We start from the raw sequence: 26,727 nt of genomic DNA on the forward strand, positions 1-26,727 counted from the left end.
ATGAAAGTGTTTATGAAGTTGAGCTGGTTTTTCAAACAAGAAAAATTCAAATACCTTTTCGGTTTGATTGTCTTGCTTGGTATTGCGTTGATTTCATTAATTCCGCCTCAAATTATCGGTAAAACGATAGATGCTATCGCATCAGAACGTTTAACTGGGCGCCAGTTATTAATGTATATGCTGCTTTTGGCAGGTGCGGCTGTCATGATTTACATACTGCGTTATACATGGCGGGTGCTGATTTTCGGTACCAGCAACAAATTAGGCAGAATTTTACGCAACCGTCTTTATGAAAAGTATACATCGATGAGTCCGTCGTTCTTCCAACGCCGCAGAACAGGTGATTTGATGGCCCATGCGACTAATGACATTAATGCGATACAAGGTGCTGCTGGACCGGGTGTGTTAATGATTGGGGACTCAATGATTACAGGAACTTCTATCTTAGTAACCATGGCCATTACAATCAACTGGAAGCTGACCTTGATTGTGATGCTGCCATTGCCTGTACTCGTCATATTGTCTAGTTATTACGGCAGATTGATGAGTAAAGGGTTTAAGAAAGCACAAGCAGCATTCAGCCGGCTGAATGATAAAACACAAGAAAGTATTGCGGGTATAAAAGTAACTAAAACGATGGGCTATGAAAAAAGCGACCAAAAAGATTTCAAACGTATCAGCGATGACGTGGTGAAAAAGAACTTAAAGGTAGCTCAAATCGATGCATTATTTGATCCGACGATTATGCTGGTTATCGGTACCAGTTATTTCTTAGCACTTGTCTTTGGTTCTTTTATGATTTTCAACAACACGATAACATTAGGACAATTAATCACGACAACTACTTATCTGGGTATGCTGGTATGGCCGTTGCTGGCACTAGGATTCTTCTTTAATGTCATCCAAAGAGGACATGCTTCCTATGAACGTATCAGCGATATTTTAGATGCAGAAAATGAAATAGATTTGTCTTACAAGGTAGAAGGTTATCCTTCTGGTACCATTCGTTTCCAAATCGAATCTTTTACTTTCCCAGATGCAGAACAGCCAGCATTGAAAAATGTCTGCTTTACGATTGAAGAAGGCATGACAGTCGGTATTGTCGGCCGTACAAGTTCGGGTAAAAGCACATTGCTGCGCCTGCTGGTGAGAGAGTTTGATACACAAAGACCAGAAGATATTACTTATGGTAAAAGACCTCTAAGGGATTATGAAATCAAGCATTTGCGTGCCATGTTCGGTTATGTACCGCAAGATAACTTTTTATTTTCTACTACGATTCGCGAAAATATCGCTTTTGCACAGCCTGATGTATCAGACCAGCAAGTGAAACAAGCAGCTGAACTCAGTGACATTCATCAAGATATTATCCATTTCCCTAAAGGGTATGACACGATTGTCGGAGAACGCGGTGTATCTTTATCAGGCGGTCAAAAGCAGCGTGTTTCTATTGCACGTGCAGTAATCAATAATCCTCCTGTGCTTATCTTTGATGATTCTTTATCAGCAGTAGATGCTGCGACAGAAGAACAAATCTTAAGCAATATGCATCATGACAGACAAGGCAAAACGAATATTATTACTGCACACCGAATGAGTGCAGTCAGTCATGCAGATTTAATCATTGTTATGGAAGACGGTACAGTCGCAGAACAAGGTACACATGAACAACTGATGCACAATCAAGGCTGGTATTATCAAACCTACCAATCGCAGCAATTGCGCGAGCAGCTGACAAAAGATTTAGATCAAGCTGCGCGTGAGGAAGGAGATGATCCTCATGGCGAAACAACATAAAGCACACACTGACCATCAACTTAGCGCAAGCGACCAATGGCGGACATTAATTCGTTTAATGCGTTATACGGTTCCGTTTAAGTGGCTGATTGCGGCTGCGTTTTTAATGCTTGGTATTTCTACTGCCGCAAGTGTCCTAACACCGTATTTAGTAAAAGTGTTTATCGATGATTATTTAACACCGAGACACTTCCCGCAACATGAAATCACTTGGCTGATTGTGCTGTTTATTGGTGTAGAATTAATCGGTGCCGTCACAACATATATTAATATTTATATGTTCCAAAACTTTGCCTTTAAGATTATTCAGCAACTGCGTATCGACGCATTTGAGAAAATCGGCAAACTGGGAATGAAGTACTTTGATGAGGTACCTAGCGGCAGTATTGTATCACGTTTGACGAACGATACAGAGGCCATTGTCAATATGTTTGTCGGGGTCTTTGCGACTTTCTTAACTGCGTTGTTTACGGTGATTTCAAGCTTTATCATGATGTTTATATTAGATATACGTTTAGCGTTTATGGCACTGTGTTTTATGCCGATTATTATTTTGATTTTAAGCTTGTATCGTAAATATGCTTCGTTGCTTTTTGCACAAGCAAGACAGCGGCTGTCTGATTTGAATGCGAAGCTTGCTGAATCAATAGAAGGCATTCGCATGATTCAAGTATTCAACCAAGAAGCACGGCTTCAAAAGGAGTTCTCTGAGATTAATGAATCATATTATCAATATAATTTGAAGACAATTCGCTTAGATGGTTTATTGCTGCGTCCTGCAATAGGGATGCTGAGTATCTTTGCGACTGTGATGATATTAAGTTATTTCGGATTATTAAGCTTCTCATCTACAGTAACTGCAGGGATTGTTTATGCCTTTGTACAGTATATGCAGCGCTTCTTTGAACCGATTAACCAAGTCAGTCAAAATTTAAATATTTTCCAGCAAGCTTTAGTAGCGGCGAATCGTGTCTTTGCTTTGTTAGATAATGATACATTAGAGCCAGAGCAGCTTGAATCCAAAGACAATATGATTACACAAGGCAAAATAGAATTTAAAGATGTAACTTTCAGTTACGATGGCGAACATAATGTACTTAAAAACATTTCCTTTACCGCAAATCCAGGAGAAACTGTAGCCCTCGTCGGTCATACAGGATCAGGTAAAAGTACGATTATCAATTTGTTCATGCGTTTCTATGAATTTTATCAAGGAGATATTTTAGTAGATGGGCATTCTATCAAGACACTGCCGAAAACAGAACTGAAACATAAAGTAGGATTGGTATTGCAAGATCCGTTTATCTTTTACGGCACTATTTTATCGAATATCCGTTTATATCATCCGAAGATGACATATGAACAAGCAAAAGCAGCCGCACAGTTTGTGCATGCAGATCGTTTTATTGAACAATTGCCTGATACTTATGAACATAAAGTGATTGAAAAGGGCAGTGCCTTTTCAAGTGGCGAAAGACAGTTGATTGCGTTTGCGAGAACGATGGCGATTGATCCTAAAATTTTAATTTTAGATGAAGCCACTGCGTTTATTGATTCTGAAACAGAAGAACAAATTCAAAATTCATTGAAAGAAATGCGAAAAGGACGTACTACACTTGCGATAGCACATCGGCTTTCAACAATTCAAGATGCTGATCAAATCTTAGTGTTGAATCGCGGAGAAATCGTTGAACGCGGCAACCATGAATCATTGCTTGCGCAAAAAGGGATTTATTATAATATGTTCTTGCTTCAAAACGGTTAATTTAAAATTTTATAAAAATCGCAAAGCACCTAGGGTCAGACGACCTTAGGTGCTTCTACATATATGTATGCTTATTCTTTTCCAGCTAAGAATTGTTTGAACTCAGGAAATTTGTCGATTACACGTCGTGCAAATGAGCAGCTGGCAGTAATTTTAAGATGGTTTTCATTGGCATAGTCTACAACTTGTTCAACCAATTTCGTCCCAATACCTTGGCCCCCTAATTCATCGCTGACTGCAGTGTGGAAAATATCAATGACATTGTCATTTTCCTCTCTGAATTCGATAATGGCACTTGGTGCACTTTCTTCCCCCATAAAGAATTTATGGTCGCCCTGTTTCATATCTGTCATAGTTAACCCCTCTTTATTTATTTTTTAAGTCAAACTCCTACCTAAATGGTACACAATAGGAAGGGGAGGAAACAAGGGTTATTACACAAAATTTATCATTTCTTTAATGAAAACGCTTTCTTAAATACAATTATAATAAACAGTTGATTCCTTTTTAATTAGAATACTTTTTGCTTTATAGGTTATATGAATCGTGAACGGGCTAGTAGATTTGTTATAAATTACAGTAATAAAAATTTCAGAATTCTGGAAATCTAAAAGATTTGTAGAATACCATTGCATTTACCTGTATTTAGGGGTATAGTTTAAACCATAATGATTACGATTTGGAGGGACCTTTTTAAGATGAAAAAAGTAATTTATTCATTACTCGCACTTGTCTTAACTGTAGCTTTAGCAGCTTGCGGCAACTCAGGCAACGACAGCAAAGATAGCGGCAATAAAGGCAGCAAAGACGCAAAAGTCAGTGAAGACAACAAGTTGAAAGTTAATACTACAGTATTCGCATTCCAAAGTTTTGCGGATCAAATCGGTGGTAAATACGCAGATGTGAAATCAATTTACCCGCCAGGTTCAGACTTACATAGCTTTGAGCCAACACAAAAAGAAGTCATGAACATTTCTAAAGGCGACTTATTCATTTATACAAACAAAGAAATGGACCCAGCAGCAGGTAAAATTGCGAAAACAGTTAAAAACAAAGACAATGTTCTTGAATTGACTAAAGGCTTAGACAAAGGCGCAATTCTTCCAGGCGAAGAACATGAACATGAGCACGAACACGGTGAACACGAAGAACATGGCGATCATGAACACGGCGACCATGAAGAGCACGGTGACCATGAAGAACATGGTGAGCATCATGAACATGGTGAACACGAAGAACACGGCGAACACCATCACCACCACGGCAAATATGATCCTCATATTTGGTTAGATCCAGTAGCAGACAAAACATTTGCGAAAGAAATCAAAGACGCATTTGTTAAAAAAGACCCTGATCATAAAGATTACTACGAGAAAAACTATAAAAAATTAGTTGGCGACATCGATGATGTAGATAAAGAATTAAAAGACGTTTCTAAAAACAAAAAACGCGATAAAGTTATTATCTCTCATGATTCATTAGCTTACTTAGCAAAACGTTATGACTTCGAACAAGAAGGTATTAACGGTATGAATAACGATGAACCATCTCAAAAAGAATTAATGGCACTTGTTTCTGACATCAAAAAAGAAAAACAACCATATGTATTATATGAACAAAATATCAGTTCTAAAGTGACTGACATCATCAGAAAAGAAACAAACACTAAACCATTACCATTCCACAACTTATCTGTATTAACTAAAGATGAAGCGAAAGATAAAGATATTACTTATCAATCATTGATGAAGAAAAATATCGAGTCTCTTAAAAAAGCTTTAGACAACTAATCGATAACGTTTAATCTACGCACTTCCGGTTAAATCGGAAGTGCGTATTTTTTTAAACAAAAGAGTGGTATAAAAATTATACTTGTGATATAATAGCATTAACAAAGTAAGTATAATAATTATACTGAACAGAGGAGGTTTTTCGTTTATGGAAAATATTAAACGTATTCATCACATTTCCGCAATTGTAGGGGATGCACAAGAAAATTTAGATTTTTACCGCGATGTATTAGGATTGCAATTAATTAAACAAACAGTGAACTTTGATGACCCTGGTGTTTATCACCTTTACTTCTCAAGACAAGATGAAGATAAACGTATGGTTATGACATTCTTCAACTGGCCTAATCAGCACAAAGGCCGTGTCGGCAGCGGACAAGTCGGCCGTATCGCATTCAGAATTCCAAAAGGTTCAATGGATGCTTGGGAAAAACATTTGAATGATAAAGGCATCGAAACTAAAATTTCAGGTCTCTTTGATGACGCGACATTAGAATTTAAAGATGTGCACGGTTTAGCTCTTGAGTTTAGTAGAAGGTGAAGAAGAAGCTGAAGATAATGCAATTTTAGGCTTCCATGGTACAGAATTATTATCTTCTGATCCGCAAGGTACACGCAGTACTTTAGTCGATGATATGGGCTTGAATGTAGTTAGTGAAAATCCTTCTAAAATTCATTTAGAAACAGAAGGCGAAGAAAAACATCAAATCATCATGGCAGCACAACCTTTACCAAAAGGCTTATTCGGTGTCGGTACAGTCCACCATGTGGCATGGTCTATTCCAACAGAAGCAGAACATTTAGATTGGCAAAAACACATGGAAGATAACGGCTATTTTGTAACAGAAGTTAAAGACCGCCATTACTTCAAAGCAATTTACTTTAAAGAAAAAGGCGACATTGTCTTTGAAATGGCTACAGACGGACCTGGCTTTGCGGTAGATGAACCATTTGAATCAATGGGTGAACATCTTCAAATTCCGCCGCAATATGAAGATCGACGTGAAGAATTAACACAAAACCTTAAACCATTAGAACTTTAAACCGCAAATGTGTGCAATGTCTTAGGGCATTGTGCACTTTTTTTATGATTAAATATACCTATAAGGGGTATATTAAGAATGTAACTAGAAAGGAGTGACGTCAATGGCTCAACATTCAACACACCATGAACATACGATGCCGCATGATGAACATCAACATCATGAACACCATCATCATGACAGCGGCGGTATGCATCACATGCATCATCATGGTGACTTTAAAAAGAAATTTTTTGTGTCATTGATTATGGCGATACCGATTATTTTATTATCGCCGATGATGGGAATTAAACTTCCATTCCAATTTACATTTCCATTTTCTGAATGGTTGGTACTTATATTAGCGACTGCCTTGTTTATCTATGGCGGCCAGCCATTCTTAAGCGGTGCGAAAGATGAATTGAAACAAAAGAAACCTGGAATGATGACGCTTATAGCGCTAGGGATTTCGGTTGCTTATTTTTATAGTCTTTACGCATTTGCGATGAACCATATCGTGCATGCTGAAGCACATGTTATGGATTTCTTTTGGGAACTTGCGACACTGATTGTAATTATGCTTTTAGGGCATTGGGTTGAAATGAAAGCAGTCGGTAATGCCGGCAACGCATTAGAAAAAATGGCAGCCCTTTTGCCGAGCACAGCGATTGTGATAGATGCACAAGGCGAACGTAAAGAAGTACCTGTGCAGGATTTGAAAACTGGTGATGTCATTGAAGTACAAGCAGGTTCAAACATACCTGCAGATGGTATTATCAAAAAAGGGAAAACAAGCGTTGATGAATCGCTGGTGACTGGTGAAGCGAAACAAGTCGAAAAAGGACCGGATGATCAAGTCATCGGCGGCGCCATGAATGGTTCAGGTACGATAGAAGCAGAAGTCACTGCTGTCGGAGAATCAAGCTATATTAACCAAGTGATGACGCTAATCAGCGATGCTCAAAAAGACCAATCCAAAGCAGAATTGCTTTCAGATAAAGTCGCAGGTTATTTATTCTACTTTGCGGTGATTGTCGGGTTTATCGCATTTGTGGTTTGGCTGATGCTTACACACAGTGTGGACTTTGCGTTAGAACGTCTTGTCACGGTATTGATAATTGCTTGTCCGCATGCGTTAGGATTAGCTATTCCACTCGTTGTGGCGCGTTCAACATCATTAGGCGCAAGCCATGGTGTCATGATTAAACATCGTGAAGCGGTAGAGAAAGTGAAAAATCTGGATGTTGTCATGATGGATAAAACAGGCACATTAACTGAAGGCAACTTTGCGGTTAATCATTATCAAAGTTTGAGTGAAGATTATTCAGATGAACAAGTCTTAGCTTATTTTGCGGCGATTGAACAATCTTCTAATCATCCGCTGGCCGAAGGGATATTGAATAAAGCTGCTGATTTAGACTTGGACATACCTGAAGCTGAAAATGTGCATAACTTGCCGGGTGTCGGTTTGGAAGGTGAAATGAATCATCACCACCTTAAAGTCGTCAGTGTATCTTATTTGCAGTCTCATCAATTGGATTATGACCAAGAGACTTTCGATCGATTGGCAAGAGAAGGCCAATCTGTCAGTTATTTAATTATTGATGACAAAGTGACAGGTATTGTTGCACAAGGCGATCAAATCAAAACAAGCTCTAAAGATATGGTGAAAGCCTTGCACGATGCTGGCATCAAAGTTGTTATGCTGACGGGGGATAACGAACAAGCTGCACATACTGTCGCACAACAAATCGGCATTGATGAGGTATATGCACAATTAATGCCGGAGGATAAAGAAAATATTATTCAACGTTATCAAGAAGACAATCAGATGGTCATGATGGTCGGCGACGGTATTAATGATGCGCCGAGTCTTGTACGTGCAGATATTGGTGTAGCCATTGGCGCAGGTACAGATGTCGCAATTGATTCTGCGGACATTATTTTAGTGAAAAGCAATCCGATGGATATGTTGTATTTCATTCAATTATCAAAAGCGACTATGCGCAAAATGGTTCAAAACTTATGGTGGGGTGCTGGTTATAATATTATTGCAGTACCGCTTGCCGCAGGTGTTTTAGCCTTTATAGGTATCATGCTGTCGCCTGCAGTCGGTGCTGTATTAATGTCATTAAGTACAGTTATTGTCGCAGTGAATGCGATGATGTTGAAAGTTAAAAAAGAATAATAAGTCATGTTGGTACTAACAATTGCACCGTTTCTTTAGGAAACGGTGTTTTTTTAATGAAAAAGTGTTCGAAAACAACCGAAAAATACATAACTGGAAACATTTGGATAACAAAAAGAACGATTTGGATATTCTTTTGTATCAGATAAAATGATAACGTTTACATGTATAGTAAAAGTTTAACGATATCGAGAAAACAGCTTAAGAAATAACAGTCTTTAGATAGAGGTGAAAAGGTTGGAAAGAAAATTAACTAAGTTTGAAAAGTATGCATTTGGTTTTGGTACAGTCGGAAAAGACGCAATCTTCAATATTGTCAGCCTGTTCTTGATGTTTTACATCACAGATATTGTCGGATTGTCTCCAGCGTTTGTCGGCGTATTATTCTTCGCTGCACGTATTTGGGATGCAATTAACGACCCGATCATGGGAATGGTAGTTGATAATACACACAACCGTTTCGGTAAGTTCAAAACATGGCTGGTTATCGGAACATTAATTAACGCAGTTATCACAGTGTTGTTATTTACGAACTTCAACTTTCCTGGCAACGGGATGTATATCTACATTTCAATTATCTATATTGTTTGGGGTATGACTTATACAATCATGGATATTCCATATTGGTCATGGCTGCCGAACTTGACGAACAACCCGCGTGAACGTGAAGAAGTCGCAGTTGTACCGCGTTTCTTCGCAAGCTTTGCGGCATTCGTAATCGGAAGCTTCGGGTTAATGTTTATCTATAAACTTGATGGTTGGTTAGGCGAACCTTTCACAGGTGCAGGTATTTTCGCACTTGCGATTATTTGCAGTATTACGTTCTTGATTACTATCGGAATTACAGTCTTCTGCGTACATGAAGATACAGAAATCGAAAGACAGAACGCAATCAAAATCCGTTTTAAAGACATTTGGCGTATTTTATTCAAAAATAAAGAGCTGCTTGCGATTATCGGTGTGATTTTAGCATTCAACTTATGCGGGCAAATGATCAACGGTATTATCTTGTATTACTTTAAATATGTAGCGGGTGTAGAAAACTTATTCTCAGTTTTCAACACTATGATTTTAATGGAAATGGGTTCATTGCTCATCTTCCCATACCTTGTTAAGAAATTCGGACGCAGTGCCGTCTTCAACTATGCGGTATTCGGAATTATAATCGGCCTTGTAGTTATTTTAGCGGCTGGATTTATTGCACCGCATGCGGCGATTTGGGTCATTATCGGTGGTGCTTGTATCCGCTTTGGTACAGGTACATTAGTCGGTATCAATACAGTTGCACTTGCGGATGTTATTGATTACAGTGAAGTAAAATTCGGTCAACGAAACGAAAGTGTCATCACATCTACACAAACATTCTTAGTAAAATTAGCACAAGCCTTTGCAGGTTTAAGTGTGGGTGTCGGACTTTCGATGATCGGTTATGTACCAAACGTAGAACAAACAACAGATACGATTTGGGGTATCAGAATCGGTATGATCGGTGTACCTATCTTCTTTATCATTATTTGCAGTATTCTCTATCATAAAGCCTTCAACTTAAAAGGCGACTTCTTGAAAGACATTGAACAAACGTTAGAATACAAACGTAAAAGAGAAGGACGCGAACCGATTCATCGCGAATTATAAAAAGCCATAAACAAAAGCAGTGCGCATGGATTAATACATTAATCAGGTCACTGCTTTTGCATGGTTTTATGAATTTTTATGATTTAATTTCTCTGCACGGTAGGCAGAAGGAGAGAGATTGAAGTGCGCAGTAAATGCTTTGGTGAATGGGACAGATTGAGCATAATCCAATTCCGAAGCGATTTCATAAATCGGCTTGTTGGTAAAGGTCAGTTCATGTGTGGCATAGCCCATTCGCAGTTCTTTGAGATATTTGCTTGGCGAAACGCCGAAGTGTTTGGTAAAGAGCTTGAATAATTTGCTGCGGCTGACATTAGCGAGTTTCGCTGCTTGATCTACAGTCGTCTGCTGACTTTTGAAGTTATTGTTGAAATATTCTAATGCGACTTTTAAATCTTGCGATGCGAGTTGTTCGGGTACTTCGATTGCTTTCGGATAACGCTGCGTAAGCAAGTACAACAGCTCTAGCAAGTGCTGGTTAAGCAGGATATCATGAGATTCTTCTGTGATGATGCTGTTAGCGAGGACACAGATTCTGAAAATGAGTTTAAACAAGTCAGATGTGTCATGATTTTGATCGACATAATCATCTGCTAAAGTAGAACGGTTCAGGTAATTGAGCGCATGCGATCCGCTGAAACCGACCCACATATAGTGCCATGGGATTTTGCCGGAAGAATAATATTTTACTTCCATGCCTTTTAGGAGTAAGAAGATATCTCCTTCTTTTAAATAATAAGTTGAACCATCAACGATGAACGTACCTCTGCCTTGAGTGACAATATGGAGTACAGCTGGTTTGGTGACGGTGTACTCAAAGCCGTTGCCGGCATATAATTTTTCCATGCCGCACTCATCGACTTGAGCTTCATAACTCAGTTTTTTAAATTTCGTCCAGAAGACTTGCACATATTTCAACTCTCTTTCTTATATGATAAAGCCATTATACCATTTGCATTTGAGAAAAATATGGAATTTTAGAAATATTTTAGGAGGGTCTCAATTGACTTTAGATTTACACTTTAACTTAGATAAATTACATGTAAATACATTGCCATATGCAGCATACTTTATACCAAAACAAAATAATCCATCCGCTGATACTACAACTGAAAACAAAGTTGTGACAAATTTAACAGGAGATTGGAATTTTGGATTCTTCGAAAGTATTGAAGACTTTGAATCCAGCCGAACAAAAGCTGCACAAACATTACCTGTGCCATCGGTTTGGAACTTGCATGGTTTCGATCAAACACAATATGTAAATATTAAATATCCGATTCCGTTTGATCCGCCATATGTACCAAAAGAGAATCCTTGCGGCTATTATGAACGTACTTTCAATATTGATTCAGTCTATGACAAAGACAATCAATTTGTCCTAAACTTTGAAGGGGTAAGCAGTGCATATTATGTTTGGATTAATGACAAGTTTGTCGGCTACAGCCAAGTATCTCATAGTGCTTCACGCTTTGATGTGACTGAATTTGTCGAAGAAGGCAAGAATAAAATCGAAGTCTTAGTTGTGAAATATTCAGATGGTACGTATTTTGAAGACCAAGATATGTTCCGCCATTCAGGTATCTTCAGAGATGTTTATATTGTAGAACGCCCTAAGGACCGTATTGAAGACTTTGTGATTCAAACGAAAATCAAAACAAGAAAACAAACAGGCCAAGTACATTTAAATGTGACAGATACACATGGCAAGCCAAACTACACAGCATCGTTGTATGATGCGGAAGGTGCATTGGTAGCTGAAGATGTCAAAAGCAATCGTAAAGGCGATATCGTTATCAATGTAGAGCATGCACAGTATTGGAGTGCAGAAACACCTTATCTTTACCAGCTTGTTATCAAAACAGAGGATGAGCTCATTACACAACAAGTCGGATTGAGAGAAGTTGAAATTAAGAAGCAGCAACTGTGGATTAACGGCAAATCTGTTAAATTACGCGGTGCAAACTATCATGACAGCAACCCTCAAACAGGTTATGTATTAACAGAAGCACAAATGCATGAAGATTTAACATTAATGAAACATGCGAACTTCAACGCGATTCGTACAGCACATTATCCTAAAGCACCGCGCTTCTATGAACTTGCAGATGAATACGGCTTCTATGTGATGAGTGAAGCAGACTTAGAAACACACGGTGTTGTTTTATTCTATGGTGATGAAAATACGAAAGACTTTAATATTATCGCAGATGACCCGCAATATGAAGCACCGATTTTAGATCGAATCGAAGCATCTATTGTACAATTGCGCAACTTCTCATCTATCATTATGTGGTCTTTAGGCAATGAATCAGGGTATGGTGTGAATATCGAAAAAGCAGCAAAATTAGCTAAAGATTTAGATGCGACACGTCCGATTCATTATGAAAGTGCCTTTTATGCAGAAGGCGGGGAAGACTTCTCTAAATTAGATATGATCAGCCGTATGTATCCATCGCCAGAAGAAATCAAAGAACGTTATTTAGAAAATAAGAAAGTGAAACAGCCATTCATCTTATGTGAATATGCACATGCAATGGGGAACTCTCCAGGCGGTTTAGCAGAGTATCATCAATTGTTAGAAGACTATCCAAGCTTTATCGGTGCTTTTGTTTGGGAATGGTGTGACCATGCGATTGATATCAGCGAAACAGATGCAAATACACCGGTTTATCGTTACGGCGGCGACTTCGGTGAGGTACTGCATGACGGCAACTTCTGTGTGGACGGTATTGTAAGTCCTGACAGAACACCGCATGAAGGTTATTATGAATTCCAACAAGTGAATCGTCCTGTGATTTTAACGAAACACCGTAACCATCAACTGACATTTTATAACCGCTTAGATTTTATCAATGCTGAAGAAGTTGTTGCATTAGGCTTTACTTTCACAACAACAACAGGTGAAATCTATGAAGAACAAGTAGAACTAGAAGATTTCAAACCGCATACAGAAACAACAATTGATTTGACACAAATTGCAGATGCAGAAGTATTAAATCAATTAAGCGATGTATTAGTAGAGTATGTACGTACAGCAGATCAAACTGTAGTCGGTCATGATCAAGTGGTTGCAGAGCGCTTGCAATTTGTACCAGGCGGATTTGACGCAGCATCTGATTTGAAAGTCAATGTGGATGATACAGCACACACAATCGAAGTCATCGGCGACCAAACACAGTTTGCATTTGATATGACAACAGCTGCACTGACATTCGCCAAAGCAGATGACAGTATTCTGCTTCATGAACCTACAGCTATCAGTATTTGGCGTGCACCGACAGACAATGATATTTATGTACGTCCGGATTGGGAAGAAATGGGTTACCAGTATGCTTATACACGTGTATATGATTATAATATTGTGAAGAGCGAAAAAGCAGTAAGTATCCGATTCGATATTAGTATTGTGAATCACCGTGTACCGAAAATTTTAGAAGGCACTTTAACATGGCAAGTACAAAATGATGGCAACATAGATGCAGCACTGCGTTTGGATAAAGATCCGCGTATGCCGTTCTTGCCGCGTATCGGTTTAGAGTTTAAACTTGCAAAAGATTTCGAGCGTTTAGCTTATTACGGACAAGGACCTTTCAGCAGCTACAGCGATAAACAGCTGGCTAGCCACTTAGGTTACTTCGTATCAAGCGTAAAAGAGAACTTCTGGCCGCATATCCGTCCGCAAGAAGACGGCAGCCATAATAATACGACGTTTGTTAAAGTCGAAAACAACGTGTCGCAACTGACATTCAACGCAGCAACTCCGTTCAGTTTCAACGCGAAACCATATTCAGATCAACAGCTGACTGAAGTAGAACATGCTGATCAATTAGTATCAGAAGGTTATACGTTCATCAATATCGATGCAGCACAAAGCGGTATCGGCACAAACAGCTGCGGACCTGAATTGCCAGAACGCTACCGTTTGAATGCAGACCATTATGACCTCGAATTTACTATCAGTTTCAACTAAAAGCTTATCAAAATAATAAAGCATCAGAAGGCGTTAACAATGCCTTCTGATGCTTTTTCATTTTCTAATCATTATTCTGTATAACGGTGATACATCAATTCTTTTAAGTTGCTGATTTCTTCTTTAATCAGCTGACCTGTATTTGTATCGCGGATGCGTTTACGTTGTAATTCTTTATCCACTAAACGTTTTGTGGAAAGTTCATCTGCACCATAGCGCAATACATTTTCTTTCGTATTGAAGTGCTGATGTGCAACCAGCTGCATGCCGTAAGAATTGTACAATAATGTATAACCAGCAATACCTGTTGTTGATTGGTATACCTTAGAGAAGCCGCCGTCAATGACAATCATTTTGCCGTCTGCTTTAATCGGATCTTCGCCGTCGATTTCTTTAACAGGTGTATGACCATTAATGATGTGGCCTTGTTCAGGGTCTAAGTCGAAGTCTTTAAGCAATTTGCCGACAACTTCTGGGTCTTCTCGTAATGAATAGTATGGGTTTTTCTCTTCTTTATGTGTTGCTTTATCTTTAATAAAGTAACGTTCGAATGTAGTCATTGCACGTTTGCCGAAGAGGGATGAATATTTCCCAGTCCATAAATACCATACTAAGTCAGTAGCTAAGTCATCTGTTACGTCTTTGTTTCTGAAAGCTTTACGCATATATGCTTCAAATTGGTCTAACAGTTGACGTCCGGCATAAAATTCGCCGTTGATTTCCATACCTTCCATCTTACCGTTCTCATCAATCGGAATACAGCCGTGAATTAATAAGTTGCCGTTGTATGGCAGGTATAAAGAACCTTTATCCATTAAGAAAGTCATATGGCGTTTTAATTTCTCAGATTCTTGTACAGAGATTAATAATTTATCAATGACTTCTTGTTCTTCCGGCAATAATTGTGCTGGGTCTTTCGGATCTACTGTCACGAAACATGTATCTGTCAGTTCATGTGTTTGGCCATGCAATGTGTAAGTCAAATTATCATAGTCGACATGTTCTAATACCAGACGTTCTTCCATTTCAAATGATGGACGACGTTTGATAATCGGCATTTCTAATTTAAATTGAATCATCGCAATCGCTTGATGGATTTTCGTGATTTGAAGCTGTTCTTGTTCTGATAAGTTAGAATCAGAACGCAATTTAGGACGAAAAGCAGGGTTGTCGCCGTAATATTTCTCAGCTAAGTTTAATAGCGGTCTTAAGTTGATACCATAGGCATCTTCCACAATGTTCAAGTTGTCGTAACGTGCGCAAATACGCAAGATGTTTGCTAAACATACGCGTGAACCTGCATAAGCACCGATCCAAATCGCATCATGGTTGCCCCATTGAATATCTACAGAGTGATAGTTGATCAATGTTTCTACGATTTTCTCTGGTTCAGGACCACGGTCGTAAATATCGCCGACAACGTGCAGATGGTCTACAACTAAACGTTGAATCGTGTATGAAAGACCGATAATTAAATCGTCAGCTTGTTGTGTTTCGATGATTTGATTCATCAATGTATTGTAATAAGGTGTTTTGTTTTCAAGTTCATTGGTTTTATAAAGCAATTCTTCAATGATATACACAAACTTTTTAGGCAAGGCTTTGCGCAGTTTAGAGCGTGTATATTTAGAAGCGGAATATTGGACCATTTGAATCATTTGGTCAATACGTTTTTCATACCAACGATTTAAAGGTTCTTTGGTATCAAAGCTGCTTTTCACCATTTTCAGTTTTTCTTCTGGATAGTAAATCAAAGCAGTAAAGTCGCTGATTTCTTGATTAGACAATTTGTCTTTGAAGATATCATTTACTTTGGTGCGGACATTTCCAGAACCATTGCGCAATACATGCTGGAATGAATCGAATTCACCATGCAAGTCGCTGACAAAGTGTTCTGTGCCTTTTGGTAATTCTAAGATAGATTCAAGGCTGATAATCTCAGATGCAAGTTGTTCTTCGTGATTGAATTTCTCCGCAAGCAAGTCAAAATATTTATGTTTAAGTTCACGTTCGTTGGTAATCATTTTTTCCTCCTGGACTCAATAATAATAGCGCTTACATTTGATTATTGTACTTTTTTTAAAATTTTTCAATGGTCGCGACTGAAAAGATGAAAAAAAGATAGAATCCATGAAGGAAATATGGCTATTGTAAAGCAATTTTTAAAATCAGTTTTAAAAAAACAAGGTGTCTTTAATTAATTATGTTAAGATAAAAAATGAATAAAGTATACATAAGGAGGTACTATGACAACATTACTTTCAGTTCAGAATTTGACGAAACAATTCATCGACAGCCGTTTCTTTGTCAACGATGTTTCATTTGAAGTGAATGCAGGGGAGATTGTTGCGCTGATTGGTAAAAATGGTTCAGGCAAATCTACATTAATACGTATGATTACAGGCAGTTATACTGTCGACAGCGGTCAGATCAATTTCTTCGGCAAACAAGTGACACCTAAAGATACCGCTTATAAAAATGACATAGGCGTTGTCTTTGATGCGATGAACTTTCCAAAGAAGATGACTATTTTAAAATTGGAGAAAGTATTTCAAGCACTGTATCAAAACTGGGACAGCAATTACTTCTTCAATTTGATCAAACAATTTGAATTGCCGGCAGGACAGCTGGTTAAGGATTTTTCAAGAGGTATGTCGATGAAGCTGATTATGGCAGCTGCTTTGTCTCATGAGACAAAGTTGTTAATTCTTGATGAAGCTACAGCGGGATTAGATGCGGCTAGTCGAGATGAGATTCAAGAGGAAATCGAAAAGTTCGTTCATCAGCAACATCACGGTGTGCTTTTGACATCGCATATTGCGGAAGACATCGAACGATTAGCGACACATTTGATTTTTATCAAAAACGGAGAAATCTTTGCGAAAATAGAGAAGAAAGACTTATTTGAACATTATAGTATTGTAAAATGTGATCAAGCTGAATTTGAAAAGTTAGAATATGATGATGTTTTAGCCGCAAAAGAACATTTAGGGGAAATCGAAGCGGTTGTCATCCATAATGCACGGACAGCACAATTGCCTCTCCAACCGATTCAGCACATTGATGAGGTCAACAAAATTATTTTGAGAGGTGAGTACCGATGAAAGGTATGATTTATAGCCAATATTATGTGACGAAAAATATGCTGATTTTGTATCTGATTCTTGCTTTAATGGCAGGTATCTTTTTTACCGTTTTGGGTAATGAAGATTCCGCTAACTTTGTGGCTATCATTATTATCGCTTTTACGGTAACTGCACCGACAGATAATTTGAAAAATGAAGCCGCTGCAAATTGGTATAAGTACGCGATTACCATGCCAGTAACCCGCAAACAAATTGTACTAGGACATTATGCGTATTACTTCATCACAGTCGGTCTCGGTTTAGTAGTCGCATTAGTAATCTTTGCGGTACGTTTAATGATAGGCATGAATAATCTGACACAAGTTATCGCAGCACTTTTAATAGGTATATCCATCAGCTTTTTGCTTTCGTTGTTATACCCGTTTACTTATGCGGTAGGATCAGATAAGTCCAATCTGATTCAAATGGTCATTACCGTACTACTCGTTGTGATTTATATTGCTTTTAATGTCGTTACATTATTAATCGGCGGAATGATTTATGGAACCGGAGAAGCAGCTATGCATCATGCGGTATTTGAAATCAGCCGAACTTTCTTATTCTTAATCTTTTCTTTCCTCATTGCACTAGGAGGCTATTTGTTTGCGGTGCATAAATTCAATAAACAAAACTTTTAAGCAAAATAAAGGAGCACGTTGACTGAATTATCAGTTGGCGTGCTCCTTTAACATTATTGCTGGCTTTGTCTTCTTTTTGCAATATAGCGATATGCAAAGATGATAAGTGCAATTGCGATGATGGCATACATAATGTATGAGTAGGTGTGCATGACGTTTAAAATATCATGCCAGTTATCACTGAGTGATTTGCCTAAGTAAATCAGACCGAAGTTCCAAATAGTTGTACCGATTAATGAAAGTGTCGCAAATGTAACGATGTTCATTTTGTTGACACCGGCAGGAATTGTGATTAATACACGCAAGACTGGAACGAAACGGCAGATAAAGACTGCAATCGGTCCGTATTTTTTAAACCATGCATTGGCACGTTCGACATCTTTGCCTTTGAGTTTAATCCATTTACCGTATTTATCGACAAAGCGATATAGTTTTTGTTCGTTGACAAGGCTGCAGATATAGTAAAGGACTAATAAACCAATAAATGAGGCAATAGTCGCAATAATCAGCAGCATCCAAATAGAAATGTGTGATTTAGCAGCTAAAACACCTGCAAAAGTTAAAACGATCTCTGAAGGCACGAAGGGCAGAATGTTCTCTGAAAGAATCAAAATGAAGATCGCAATATACCCAAAGCGCGAGATAAAGTCTGTCAGTAGTTGTTCCATGGTAAATAGCAGTGCTCCTTTAGTTTTATATATCGATTGAATATGTCATGTTTATGCGATTGTGTTTTAATATGTCTAATCTTCATTGTACTAAAAATAGAAAAGAATAACATCCAATTAGATATTCCAAGTGTAAGAAAGTTAAAAGATAGATTATTTCATTGCATGCATATCTAAAATATATTTTTTGAAAATCTAATACCGAGTGCAGAATTCGGATAAAAGACAAGTGTGATAAGACTTAGGATTATTGGGATATATCTATTCATAATAATATTGTGTAATGCTCAGTGTTCATATTTTTGTAAAAAAGTTATTGTTAACGGTTTCAATTAGTGGTAATATTTACTAGAATAACTTAGGTCATATGATGACCTAATGTATCTTTATTACAGAAAGTTGGGATATCTATGAGTGAAAGAAAGAGTAACGTACGTTGGTTCTTCGCTTTTGCATTCTTTATTATCGGGGTTATTGCTTATATGGACAGATCTAACATCTCGTTGATTGCAGCACCTATGATGGAAGATTTACATATGACGAAGGCTCAATTTGGTCTATTGGCAACATTCTTCTCAGCGGGTTATGCCATCATGCAAGTTCCATCGGGGATTTTAGCGGAGAAATTCGGTCCGCGTAAAATGTTGACGCTTGCTTTGATTTGGTGGAGTGCCTTCACAATCTTAACTGGTCTTGTGAAGAACCACGGTTTATTATATACAGTCCGTTTCTTATTCGGAGTTGGGGAAGCGCCGATGTATCCATCAAATGCAGTGTTTAACTCTTATTGGTTTACACGTAATGAAAAAGGACGTGCATCGAGTGCATTATTAGCCGGTTCATATTTCGGTCCGGTAATTGCGCCGATTGTGACAGTTTGGATTGTCAGCATGTTTAATTGGCAAGCAGTCTTTTATATCTTTGGTGGGGTAGGTTTTGTAATTGCGTTATTATGGGTAATAATCGCAAAAGACTTGCCAGAGCAGCATAAAATGGTCAATGAAGCAGAAAAACGCTATATCATGGAAGGTCGTGATGTAGTAGATACAGGTGACAAACAATCTGCACCTTGGAGTGCTTTCTTTAAACATTTCAGTTTCTATGCAATTGCGATTCAGTACTTTGTTGTACAATTTATCGTTGGTTTATTCTTAATTTGGCTTCCAACGTATGTAATGGAACAATATCACGTAAAATACACAGCTTTAGGTATTTTAGCCGGTGTACCATGGTTAGCAATGTTTATTTGCATCATGGCAGCAGGTGCGATTTCAGATAAAATTTTACAATCAGGCAAATCACGTTTTGTGGCACGCGGTACAATTGCGATTATCGGTTTAGTAGTTTTCGGTATCGGTTTATTGTTTGCGATCCGCAGTGAAGTCTTAGAAGTCAACATTGCTTGGTTAGCTGTATGCTTAAGCGGTATGGGTATCGCGACAGGAATGAGCTGGGCAGCTGCTGCAGACATCGGACGCAACTTCTCAGGTACAGTATCAGGCTGGATGAACTTATGGGGTAATGTCGGTGCGATGTTAAGTCCGTTAATCGCGGGTATTTTTGCAGAATTAATCGGCTGGACTTGGACATTGCAGTCATTGTTGATTCTAATTGCAGTTGCTGTATTTATGTGGTTCTTTGTTAAACCGGATGAACCGCTTGTGGTCGATAAATCAAAATTGTAATTTGACAAAAACATAAGCTTTATACAAGATTTAGTCAATAAGGTCATGTTATTATAGGTCAGTGCAAGGGGCTTGCTTATAGAACATGGCCTGTTTGTATGCATTCACTTTGCGTTTGATAATAGATGCAATTATGTTATGTATGGTTGATAGTTACATTTTTAGGGAAAATGTAACATGTTGATTTTATATAATTATAGAGAGGTATAGAAATATGATTACAGTTATTGTTAATACAAAAGTAAGCGACATGAACTACGACAGATACTTAGAGCTGATGGGGCAGCTTGTCGCAGCTTCGCAAGCAGAAGCATCCAACCACAGTTATGAGCATTATGAAAATGCGAATATTCCTAATTCCTTTGCGATTATTGAGCAATGGAGTTGCGAAGAAGGTTTCGAAAACCATAAAAAGTCAGATCATTTCCAAGTATATTGGAAAGAAGTTGTACAGTTATGTTTAGATGAACCGAAAATTACAGTGTTCGATGATGCGGAAGCATTGTCAGAAAAGTAAGCGTAATGTAAGGCAGCCTGCATCTTTAATGCTATAATAGAGATTAATAAAAGAAGATACGGTGTCAGCAAATTCGTATTTATAAGGAGATTGAAAGTTATGATTTACCAACATGGAACGTTAGCAACGTTAATGGCCGGAATGCTGCAAGGAACTGTTTCAATTAATGATATGCTGGAACAGGGCGATATGGGTATTGGTACATTAACAGGTTGCGATGGTGAAGTTATATTTGTCAACGGCAATGCATACCACGCAAATGAATACGGTGAATTCAGACGTTTGAATGGAGATGAAATGCTGCCGTTCGCGACGATAACTAAATTTGATCCGACACAATCTTTTGAAGTTTTGGAAGTAACAAAACAAGATGCGTTATACGATCAGATTTTAAAACGAATGAAAAGCCGAAACTTGTTTTCAGCGATTCGCATTGACGGCAGTTTCAACCATGTACATGTACGCATGATGCCTAAACAAGAACCGCCTTATGAACGATTAATGACATCGGTGAATCGTCAGCCGGAACATCATTATGATTATGTGAACGGTACAATTGTAGGTTTCTTTACACCTGAATTGTTCCATGGTGTAGGTTCTGCCGGTTTCCATCTGCATTTCGTTGATCAAGACCGTACAGTAGGCGGACATATTTTAGGCTTTGAATTAGAACGCGGCAGTGTGGATATCAGTGATGCTGAAACATTCGAGCAGCACTTCCCGACACAAGATGAAGCGTTCTTAGAAGCGGATATCGATTATGAAAATATTGATGAAGAAATCAGAATGGCTGAATAACATTACGCAATGATTATTTAACGTCACGGTATAATACGAAAGTATTATATCTTGGCGTTTTTGTTTTGTCTCATTTGTTGTTGCATAATTCAATAGACGTTCATGATACAATAGGTACGTTGATCAATAGAGAAAAGGAAAGGAGTATCAACGGATGATGCATTATTTAAGCTCGCTTTTTAAATTCAAGAAGCAGAATATTAATATTAGTAAGGGGACAAGACAAGGTCTGTTAATGCTCATCCCGTTATTAATAGGCTATTTAACCGGTTACTTTCAATACGGCTTATTAGCAGCAACCGGTACGCTGACTAATATTTATGTCTTTGGCGGTTCCAATAAGTCTAAGTTGCGTATTTTATGGTGGTGTACCATAGGCTTTACACTCTGTATTATGCTGGGAACTATCACTGTTTCGATTCCACTATTATTCGGACTGATATTATTAATCGTGACAGTGGTGACTTATTATATTTTCAGTGCATTAGAGATTCCAGGGCCTTCGGCTACTTTCTTTATCGTAACGTTTGCACTGCCGATTAATATGCCGATTGCACCGGATGAAGCATTGGTTCGCGGTTTCTTTGTTTTCTTAGGCGGACTTTTCACGATTACAGTCGTCACAATATTATTGAAGTCACAAAAGAAAAATACCCAAGAACGTGCAATTGAAGGAGAATATCAGTCTTTGCTTCAATTGTTCAAGGATTTCTCAGACAAAGAAAAATTCAAACAAACAGCTGAAAAATTAGTCGGTCAATTCAAAGCGACAGATAAACAGCTGATTACCTCATTTACTTCAAGCAAGAAACAATCAGAACAACTCCAAAGACTTTATTTACTGCACAATAATGCAGAAGGTATATTCGCAGAATTACTAGAATTAAATACGAAAGAAATCGAAACACTGCCAGATGTGCTGATCGATATGATGCAATACATTGAACGCAGTGTCTTTTCAACGATAGATGAACGTTCGACGATTCAATGGAAGGAAACAGTCGATATCCCTGTTGTTTTCCAACGACTAGAGAAACAAATTTATCGTACTGACGAAATTTTGCACAGTCCGACAGGACAAATCGAATACGAAGCTCATTTACGTCAGCCGCTTTACGGTAAACAATTGAAATACAACCTGACACTAGACTCATTAGTATTTATGAATACGATGCGTTATTTAATTATCATGGGTACAGCAGTATTTATTGCGCTGATGTTTGATTTTGATAAAGCATACTGGATTCCATTAACAGCACATACTATCTTAATCGGTACACATACCATTCATAGTATGGAACGTGCTGTTGCACGTACGATTGGTACCTTTGTCGGTGTCTTATTATTAACATTGATTTTAATGCTGCATCCGCCTATGGTGATCAGTATTTTAGTATTAGCACTCAGTGCCACATTAACTGAGATTATCATCGGTGCGAACTATGCCGTTGCGATGATTTTTATTACGACACAAGTAATCATGCTGAATGGTTTAGCTTCAGGCAAGTTATCGATACTCATCGCATTGCCGCGAGTAGTAGATGTGATTATCGGTGTTATTATCGCAGTCATCGGACTGTTGATTTTAGGACGCAAGAATGCATCTCAAACCTTGCCGGGTGCGATTGCGGAAGTCGTGCGCTATGAAATGTCGTTCTTCTATTATGTATTCTCTAAAAATAACTATTTAAGCAACAATGAACCAAAATACAGCGAATTGAAACTGAGTATTAAATTGAGCAATATGAACAGCATGTATAATAATGCACACGGCGAATTGTTCGCAGACAGTACGAAGATCAGTGCCTATTATCCGATTATCTTTGCGCTGGAAGAAATCAGCTTCATGTTATCGAGAGCACAAAATAATCCGAATCCGCAAACCATTGATGACGTGGTAATGGGACAATATTTGATTGTATTTGAAGATATCGCAGCGCATTTTGAAAAACATGTGCCGATTTATCAAGGTACAGGTTTGCCATCACTGCCGCAATACGTCAATATTCGAACAGCTTTATTAAACATTCAGCAATATGCACGTCTCAAAAGCAATGAAACGGTTGAGCAGCCGAATTAAGTGGTAGTTATACTATAAAGCTATTCTATTAGGAGGTTGCTTATGCCTTGGACTTTAGATGATTATCCGAATTCATGGAAGAATTTTGAGCCGTTAGAACGTAAGAAAGCCATCGATATCGGCAATGCGCTGTTAAAAGATGGCTATGATGAAAGTACTGCGATTCCAATCGCGACGAAACAAGCTGAATCGTGGTATCAAGATGCGACTAAGAAAGAACGCGAAGCATTAGAAGAGAAAGATGTAACGCAGCATAAAAAAGATAAAGATGCACGCCCGCAATTAAATGATAATGATGTAGAAGTATATCAAGAAGATGACAAGTGGAAAGTACGGACTTATGGTGCGAAACGTGCAGCAGATGAATATGATACAAAAGAAAAAGCAGTTCAGCGAGCTGAAGAAATTGCAAACAACCGCAACACACAAGTACATGTCAAATCCTAGTGCTAAAAGCATTTTATGATTATTTTATTGAATAGCCGGGTATTTAATAATTACCGATTCACAATCGCGGCAGAAACGGCAAAACTGAGCGTGCCGCACAGTGAATCAAGGGAGCAACAGAAACGTTTACTCATAATGAAAGCCTCTTAACAGTCGATGTTAAGAGGCTTTTTGTTCATTTATTAAGCTTGTGTAATTTGCCAGCCGTAAGGTTCTGGTAATTGTGACCAGTCTTGTTCGTATTCTTCTGTTGTTAATAAGCATTCGTCTAATTCTTTTGTCAGTTTTTCTTGGTCTAAGTCAGTACCGATGATTACGAATTGTGTATGGCGGTCTCCGAATTCAGGATCCCAGTTTTCGCGTACATCTTCACGTTCATGCAAGATTTCTCGTTGCTGCTGTTCTGACATTGCTGCGACCCAGAAAGTGACAGGGTGGATAGATACAGATGAACCTGCTTGTGAGATTAAGCATGCAACATGGTTATATTGTGCAAGCCAAACAATCCCTTTAGCACGTACAATGGTATTCGGCATATTTTCCAACCATTTGTGGAAGCGTTCTGCATGGAAAGGCAGACGGCGTTCGTAAACAAATGATGAAATGCCGTATTCTTCAGTTTCAGGCGTATGGTTCGCGTGGCCGCCTTCAGTTAATTCTTGAAGCCATCCTGCTGAGTTGCTGGCTTTTTCAAAGTCGAATAAGCTTGTATTTAAGACATCGCTTAACTCTACTTTAGAGTTTTGTGTGCGAATGAATTTTGCAGTCGGCTGCAACTTGCGCAAGATACCTTCTAATTTATCTAATTCTTCTTTAGAGACTAAATCTGTTTTGTTTAATACTAAAACATCACAGAATTCAACTTGGTCGATTAATAAGTCAGCGATAGTACGCTCGTCTTCGTCGCTAGCACCTTGGTCGCGGTCTACAAGCAGATCTTCTGATTTGATGTCATTGATGAAACGGTTAGCATCAACCACTGTGACCATTGTATCTAAGCGGCAGATACGTGTTAAATCGATACCTAATTCATCATCAATATATGAGAATGTTTGTGCGACAGGTACAGGCTCTGAAATACCTGTAGATTCGATAACGATTTGATCGATACCGCCGCGTTTAACGATGTTTTCAACTTCTTGAAGCAAGTCTTCACGCAACGTACAGCAAATACATCCGTTTGATAATTCAACAAGCTTTTCATCTGTACGTGACAAACCGCCGCCTTGTACGACTAAGTCTTTATCGATATTGACTTCGCTCATGTCATTGACAATTACTGCAATACGCAAGCCTTCTCTGTTTTGCAGAATATGGTTAAGTAATGTTGTTTTCCCTGAACCTAGGTAACCACTTAATACAGTTACTGGTATTTTAGCCATAAATAAATCCTCCTATTATATATACACACGTTTAATCGTAATTATTACGATTTATATTGTATAGAAAAAAAGGTTGCAGCGCAAGGTGCTGCGCTCATGTTATAAAGATAGAAAAATATAACTTATTACGATTTAGTTTATTTTAGAATGGCAAATAATTAAGTTTGCATGCTAACTCCGTTATAATGAAGCTAAGCAAAGAACGGGGGATTATTATGTATGTAGAGAGAAGAGAGACTTTAAATTTGAATGCGCTGAAAGAAGATTTAAAGCGCAATATTCAAAAGTTCCAAGAAAAGCATTATCAAATTGAGGAACTGGTAGACTTTGTCAGTCTGCATCATTTATATGCTTCAGCATTAGAGGAAGTCAGTACCAAGCTCAGTATATTGGATAATGACTTTCAAATTTTATACGAACACAATCCAATACATCATATGGAACGCAGAGTTAAAGAAATCAGCAGTTTAGTACGCAAACTGGAAAGCAGGGGACTTCCGGTTACGACTGAATCTGCACGAGATAATATCACAGACATCGCAGGGATTCGTGTCGTCTGCAACTACTTAGAGGACATTGAAGTTGTAGCTTCGTTATTATTAAGACAAGCAGATGTCAAACTGCTTAAACGAAAGGACTATATTGAAAGTCCAAAAGAAAATGGTTATCGAAGCTTGCATCTTGTTGTGGCAATCCCTGTATTTTTAACGGATAAAGTTGAAAATGTACCGGTAGAGATTCAATTACGTACTATAGGTATGGATATGTGGGCAAGTTTGGAACATAAGCTGCGTTATAAAAATGCGACCAATACAGAAATTTATCAAGATACATTGAAACAATGTGCAGAAGAAATCAAAGCAGTCGAAAACAAACTACAAACACTGCATGGCAAAATCAAAAATAAGTAAACAACGAACAAAGAAGCTGGATCTTTAATGAGATTCGGCTTCTTTTTCTTCCTATATATAGGAAACAACACATAAATAAGCTGCTGTATCCCTTGTGACATACGGGAAGATAAAAATTGGTGAAAAATCAAAAAAACTTTGAAAAATGCATATTTAACCCTTGCATTATGCATAAATATGCGTTATAATTACATATGTAAGGTTGATAGAGGAGATAACAAAAGGATTTAGGTTATTTGACTTTAATTGACCAAATAATAAATATACAATAAATAGTAACAGAAGTTTAAAGATTAAATAGAATAA

At 38.1% G+C, this 26,727-nt stretch carries 19 protein-coding genes and 1 pseudogene; 15 read left to right on the top strand and 5 right to left on the bottom strand.

The annotated features are described in order from the left end of the window. On the top strand, positions 1-1,797 hold the full coding sequence (locus tag C7N65_RS03480) for an ABC transporter ATP-binding protein (protein WP_105993088.1): 1,797 nt from the start codon (positions 1-3) through the stop codon (positions 1,795-1,797). Then, on the top strand, positions 1,781-3,562 hold the full coding sequence (locus C7N65_RS03485) for an ABC transporter ATP-binding protein (protein ID WP_105993089.1): 1,782 nt from the start codon (positions 1,781-1,783) through the stop codon (positions 3,560-3,562). The genes C7N65_RS03480 and C7N65_RS03485 overlap by 17 nt, the downstream gene beginning before the upstream one ends. 71 nt (positions 3,563-3,633) lie before the next feature. Here the strand turns inward: C7N65_RS03485 and C7N65_RS03490 are convergent, their stop codons facing one another. Then, positions 3,634-3,915 carry a GNAT family N-acetyltransferase gene (locus C7N65_RS03490; protein WP_105993090.1) on the bottom strand — a complete coding sequence of 94 codons (282 nt, stop codon included), beginning with the start codon at positions 3,913-3,915 and terminating at the stop codon, positions 3,634-3,636. 345 nt (positions 3,916-4,260) lie between these two features. On the opposite strand from C7N65_RS03490, the gene C7N65_RS03495 reads away from it, so the two are divergent. The 4 genes and pseudogenes from C7N65_RS03495 (at position 4,261) to melB (ending at position 10,197) form a co-directional block, all read left to right on the top strand. Continuing rightward, positions 4,261-5,352 carry a metal ABC transporter solute-binding protein, Zn/Mn family gene (locus C7N65_RS03495; protein ID WP_105993091.1) on the top strand — a complete coding sequence of 364 codons (1,092 nt, stop codon included), beginning with the start codon at positions 4,261-4,263 and terminating at the stop codon, positions 5,350-5,352. Between the two features lie 148 nt (positions 5,353-5,500). Then, positions 5,501-6,395 (top strand): annotated as a pseudogene (locus tag C7N65_RS03500) (VOC family protein). A gap of 103 nt (positions 6,396-6,498) precedes the next feature. Beyond that, on the top strand, positions 6,499-8,562 hold the full coding sequence (locus C7N65_RS03505) for a heavy metal translocating P-type ATPase (protein ID WP_199790646.1): 2,064 nt from the start codon (positions 6,499-6,501) through the stop codon (positions 8,560-8,562). Positions 8,563-8,799: 237 nt separating this feature from the next. After that, positions 8,800-10,197: a melibiose:sodium transporter MelB gene (gene melB, locus C7N65_RS03510; protein ID WP_105993092.1), complete on the top strand. Its 1,398-nt coding sequence runs from the start codon at positions 8,800-8,802 to the stop codon at positions 10,195-10,197. 66 nt (positions 10,198-10,263) lie between these two features. Here melB and C7N65_RS03515 read toward each other — a convergent pair whose 3' ends face one another. Continuing rightward, positions 10,264-11,106 (bottom strand): AraC family transcriptional regulator, encoded by an 843-nt coding sequence (locus C7N65_RS03515; RefSeq protein WP_105993093.1) that lies wholly within the window; start codon positions 11,104-11,106, stop codon positions 10,264-10,266. 94 nt (positions 11,107-11,200) lie between these two features. Here C7N65_RS03515 and C7N65_RS03520 point away from each other — a divergent pair, with 94 nt between their 5' ends. Further along, entirely contained in the window at positions 11,201-14,170 is a 2,970-nt protein-coding gene (locus tag C7N65_RS03520) for a glycoside hydrolase family 2 TIM barrel-domain containing protein (RefSeq protein WP_199790647.1), read from the top strand. A gap of 71 nt (positions 14,171-14,241) precedes the next feature. On the opposite strand, the gene C7N65_RS03525 is transcribed toward C7N65_RS03520, so the two are convergent. After that, the gene (locus C7N65_RS03525; RefSeq protein ID WP_105993095.1) at positions 14,242-16,194 is read right to left on the bottom strand and encodes a fructose-1,6-bisphosphatase; all 1,953 of its coding nucleotides are present in this window, start codon (positions 16,192-16,194) and stop codon (positions 14,242-14,244) included. Positions 16,195-16,416: 222 nt separating this feature from the next. Between C7N65_RS03525 and C7N65_RS03530 the strand changes: the two genes are divergently transcribed. Next, the gene (locus C7N65_RS03530; RefSeq protein ID WP_105993096.1) at positions 16,417-17,274 is read left to right on the top strand and encodes an ABC transporter ATP-binding protein; all 858 of its coding nucleotides are present in this window, start codon (positions 16,417-16,419) and stop codon (positions 17,272-17,274) included. Further along, positions 17,271-17,933, top strand: coding sequence for an ABC-2 transporter permease (locus C7N65_RS03535; protein ID WP_105993097.1), 663 nt, complete (start codon positions 17,271-17,273; stop codon positions 17,931-17,933). The genes C7N65_RS03530 and C7N65_RS03535 overlap by 4 nt, the downstream gene beginning before the upstream one ends. 53 nt (positions 17,934-17,986) lie before the next feature. Here C7N65_RS03535 and C7N65_RS03540 read toward each other — a convergent pair whose 3' ends face one another. Beyond that, positions 17,987-18,601 carry a DedA family protein gene (locus C7N65_RS03540; RefSeq protein ID WP_105993098.1) on the bottom strand — a complete coding sequence of 205 codons (615 nt, stop codon included), beginning with the start codon at positions 18,599-18,601 and terminating at the stop codon, positions 17,987-17,989. 410 nt (positions 18,602-19,011) lie between these two features. Here C7N65_RS03540 and C7N65_RS03545 point away from each other — a divergent pair, with 410 nt between their 5' ends. The 5 genes from C7N65_RS03545 (at position 19,012) to C7N65_RS03565 (ending at position 24,128) form a co-directional block, all read left to right on the top strand. Further along, complete coding sequence (locus C7N65_RS03545) at positions 19,012-20,286, top strand: MFS transporter (protein WP_105993099.1); 1,275 nt, start codon at positions 19,012-19,014, stop codon at positions 20,284-20,286. A 214-nt stretch (positions 20,287-20,500) separates the two neighbouring features. Beyond that, positions 20,501-20,803 (top strand): putative quinol monooxygenase, encoded by a 303-nt coding sequence (locus tag C7N65_RS03550; RefSeq protein ID WP_105993100.1) that lies wholly within the window; start codon positions 20,501-20,503, stop codon positions 20,801-20,803. Between the two features lie 90 nt (positions 20,804-20,893). Then, positions 20,894-21,601 (top strand): acetolactate decarboxylase, encoded by a 708-nt coding sequence (gene budA / locus C7N65_RS03555; protein WP_199790648.1) that lies wholly within the window; start codon positions 20,894-20,896, stop codon positions 21,599-21,601. Between the two features lie 154 nt (positions 21,602-21,755). Beyond that, positions 21,756-23,681, top strand: coding sequence for an FUSC family protein (locus C7N65_RS03560; RefSeq protein WP_105993102.1), 1,926 nt, complete (start codon positions 21,756-21,758; stop codon positions 23,679-23,681). Between the two features lie 42 nt (positions 23,682-23,723). Next, positions 23,724-24,128, top strand: a complete 405-nt coding sequence (locus C7N65_RS03565; RefSeq protein ID WP_105993103.1) for a DUF2188 domain-containing protein — start codon at positions 23,724-23,726, stop codon at positions 24,126-24,128. Between the two features lie 182 nt (positions 24,129-24,310). On the opposite strand, the gene C7N65_RS03570 is transcribed toward C7N65_RS03565, so the two are convergent. Further along, positions 24,311-25,510, bottom strand: coding sequence for a GTP-binding protein (locus C7N65_RS03570; protein ID WP_105993104.1), 1,200 nt, complete (start codon positions 25,508-25,510; stop codon positions 24,311-24,313). 215 nt (positions 25,511-25,725) lie between these two features. Between C7N65_RS03570 and C7N65_RS03575 the strand changes: the two genes are divergently transcribed. Next, positions 25,726-26,421 (top strand): GTP pyrophosphokinase family protein, encoded by a 696-nt coding sequence (locus C7N65_RS03575; RefSeq protein WP_105993105.1) that lies wholly within the window; start codon positions 25,726-25,728, stop codon positions 26,419-26,421. Positions 26,422-26,727 lie beyond the last annotated feature (306 nt).

It is taken from the genome of Staphylococcus simulans (genome assembly GCF_002994445.1).
Lineage (GTDB): Bacteria > Bacillota > Bacilli > Staphylococcales > Staphylococcaceae > Staphylococcus > Staphylococcus simulans_B.

What these genes read in the sequence shown, in the direction of transcription:
- C7N65_RS03480 (WP_105993088.1), top strand. Translation starts at nt 1, where the DNA reads ATGAAAGTGTTTATGAAGTTGAGCTGGTTTTTCAAACAAGAAAAATTC.
- C7N65_RS03485 (WP_105993089.1), top strand. Translation starts at nt 1,781, where the DNA reads ATGGCGAAACAACATAAAGCACACACTGACCATCAACTTAGCGCAAGC.
- C7N65_RS03490 (WP_105993090.1), bottom strand. Translation starts at nt 3,915, where the DNA reads ATGACAGATATGAAACAGGGCGACCATAAATTCTTTATGGGGGAAGAA.
- C7N65_RS03495 (WP_105993091.1), top strand. Translation starts at nt 4,261, where the DNA reads ATGAAAAAAGTAATTTATTCATTACTCGCACTTGTCTTAACTGTAGCT.
- C7N65_RS03505 (WP_199790646.1), top strand. Translation starts at nt 6,499, where the DNA reads ATGGCTCAACATTCAACACACCATGAACATACGATGCCGCATGATGAA.
- C7N65_RS03525 (WP_105993095.1), bottom strand. Translation starts at nt 16,194, where the DNA reads ATGATTACCAACGAACGTGAACTTAAACATAAATATTTTGACTTGCTT.
- C7N65_RS03530 (WP_105993096.1), top strand. Translation starts at nt 16,417, where the DNA reads ATGACAACATTACTTTCAGTTCAGAATTTGACGAAACAATTCATCGAC.
- C7N65_RS03535 (WP_105993097.1), top strand. Translation starts at nt 17,271, where the DNA reads ATGAAAGGTATGATTTATAGCCAATATTATGTGACGAAAAATATGCTG.
- C7N65_RS03540 (WP_105993098.1), bottom strand. Translation starts at nt 18,601, where the DNA reads ATGGAACAACTACTGACAGACTTTATCTCGCGCTTTGGGTATATTGCG.
- C7N65_RS03545 (WP_105993099.1), top strand. Translation starts at nt 19,012, where the DNA reads ATGAGTGAAAGAAAGAGTAACGTACGTTGGTTCTTCGCTTTTGCATTC.
- C7N65_RS03550 (WP_105993100.1), top strand. Translation starts at nt 20,501, where the DNA reads ATGATTACAGTTATTGTTAATACAAAAGTAAGCGACATGAACTACGAC.
- C7N65_RS03560 (WP_105993102.1), top strand. Translation starts at nt 21,756, where the DNA reads ATGATGCATTATTTAAGCTCGCTTTTTAAATTCAAGAAGCAGAATATT.
- C7N65_RS03565 (WP_105993103.1), top strand. Translation starts at nt 23,724, where the DNA reads ATGCCTTGGACTTTAGATGATTATCCGAATTCATGGAAGAATTTTGAG.
- C7N65_RS03570 (WP_105993104.1), bottom strand. Translation starts at nt 25,510, where the DNA reads ATGGCTAAAATACCAGTAACTGTATTAAGTGGTTACCTAGGTTCAGGG.
- C7N65_RS03575 (WP_105993105.1), top strand. Translation starts at nt 25,726, where the DNA reads ATGTATGTAGAGAGAAGAGAGACTTTAAATTTGAATGCGCTGAAAGAA.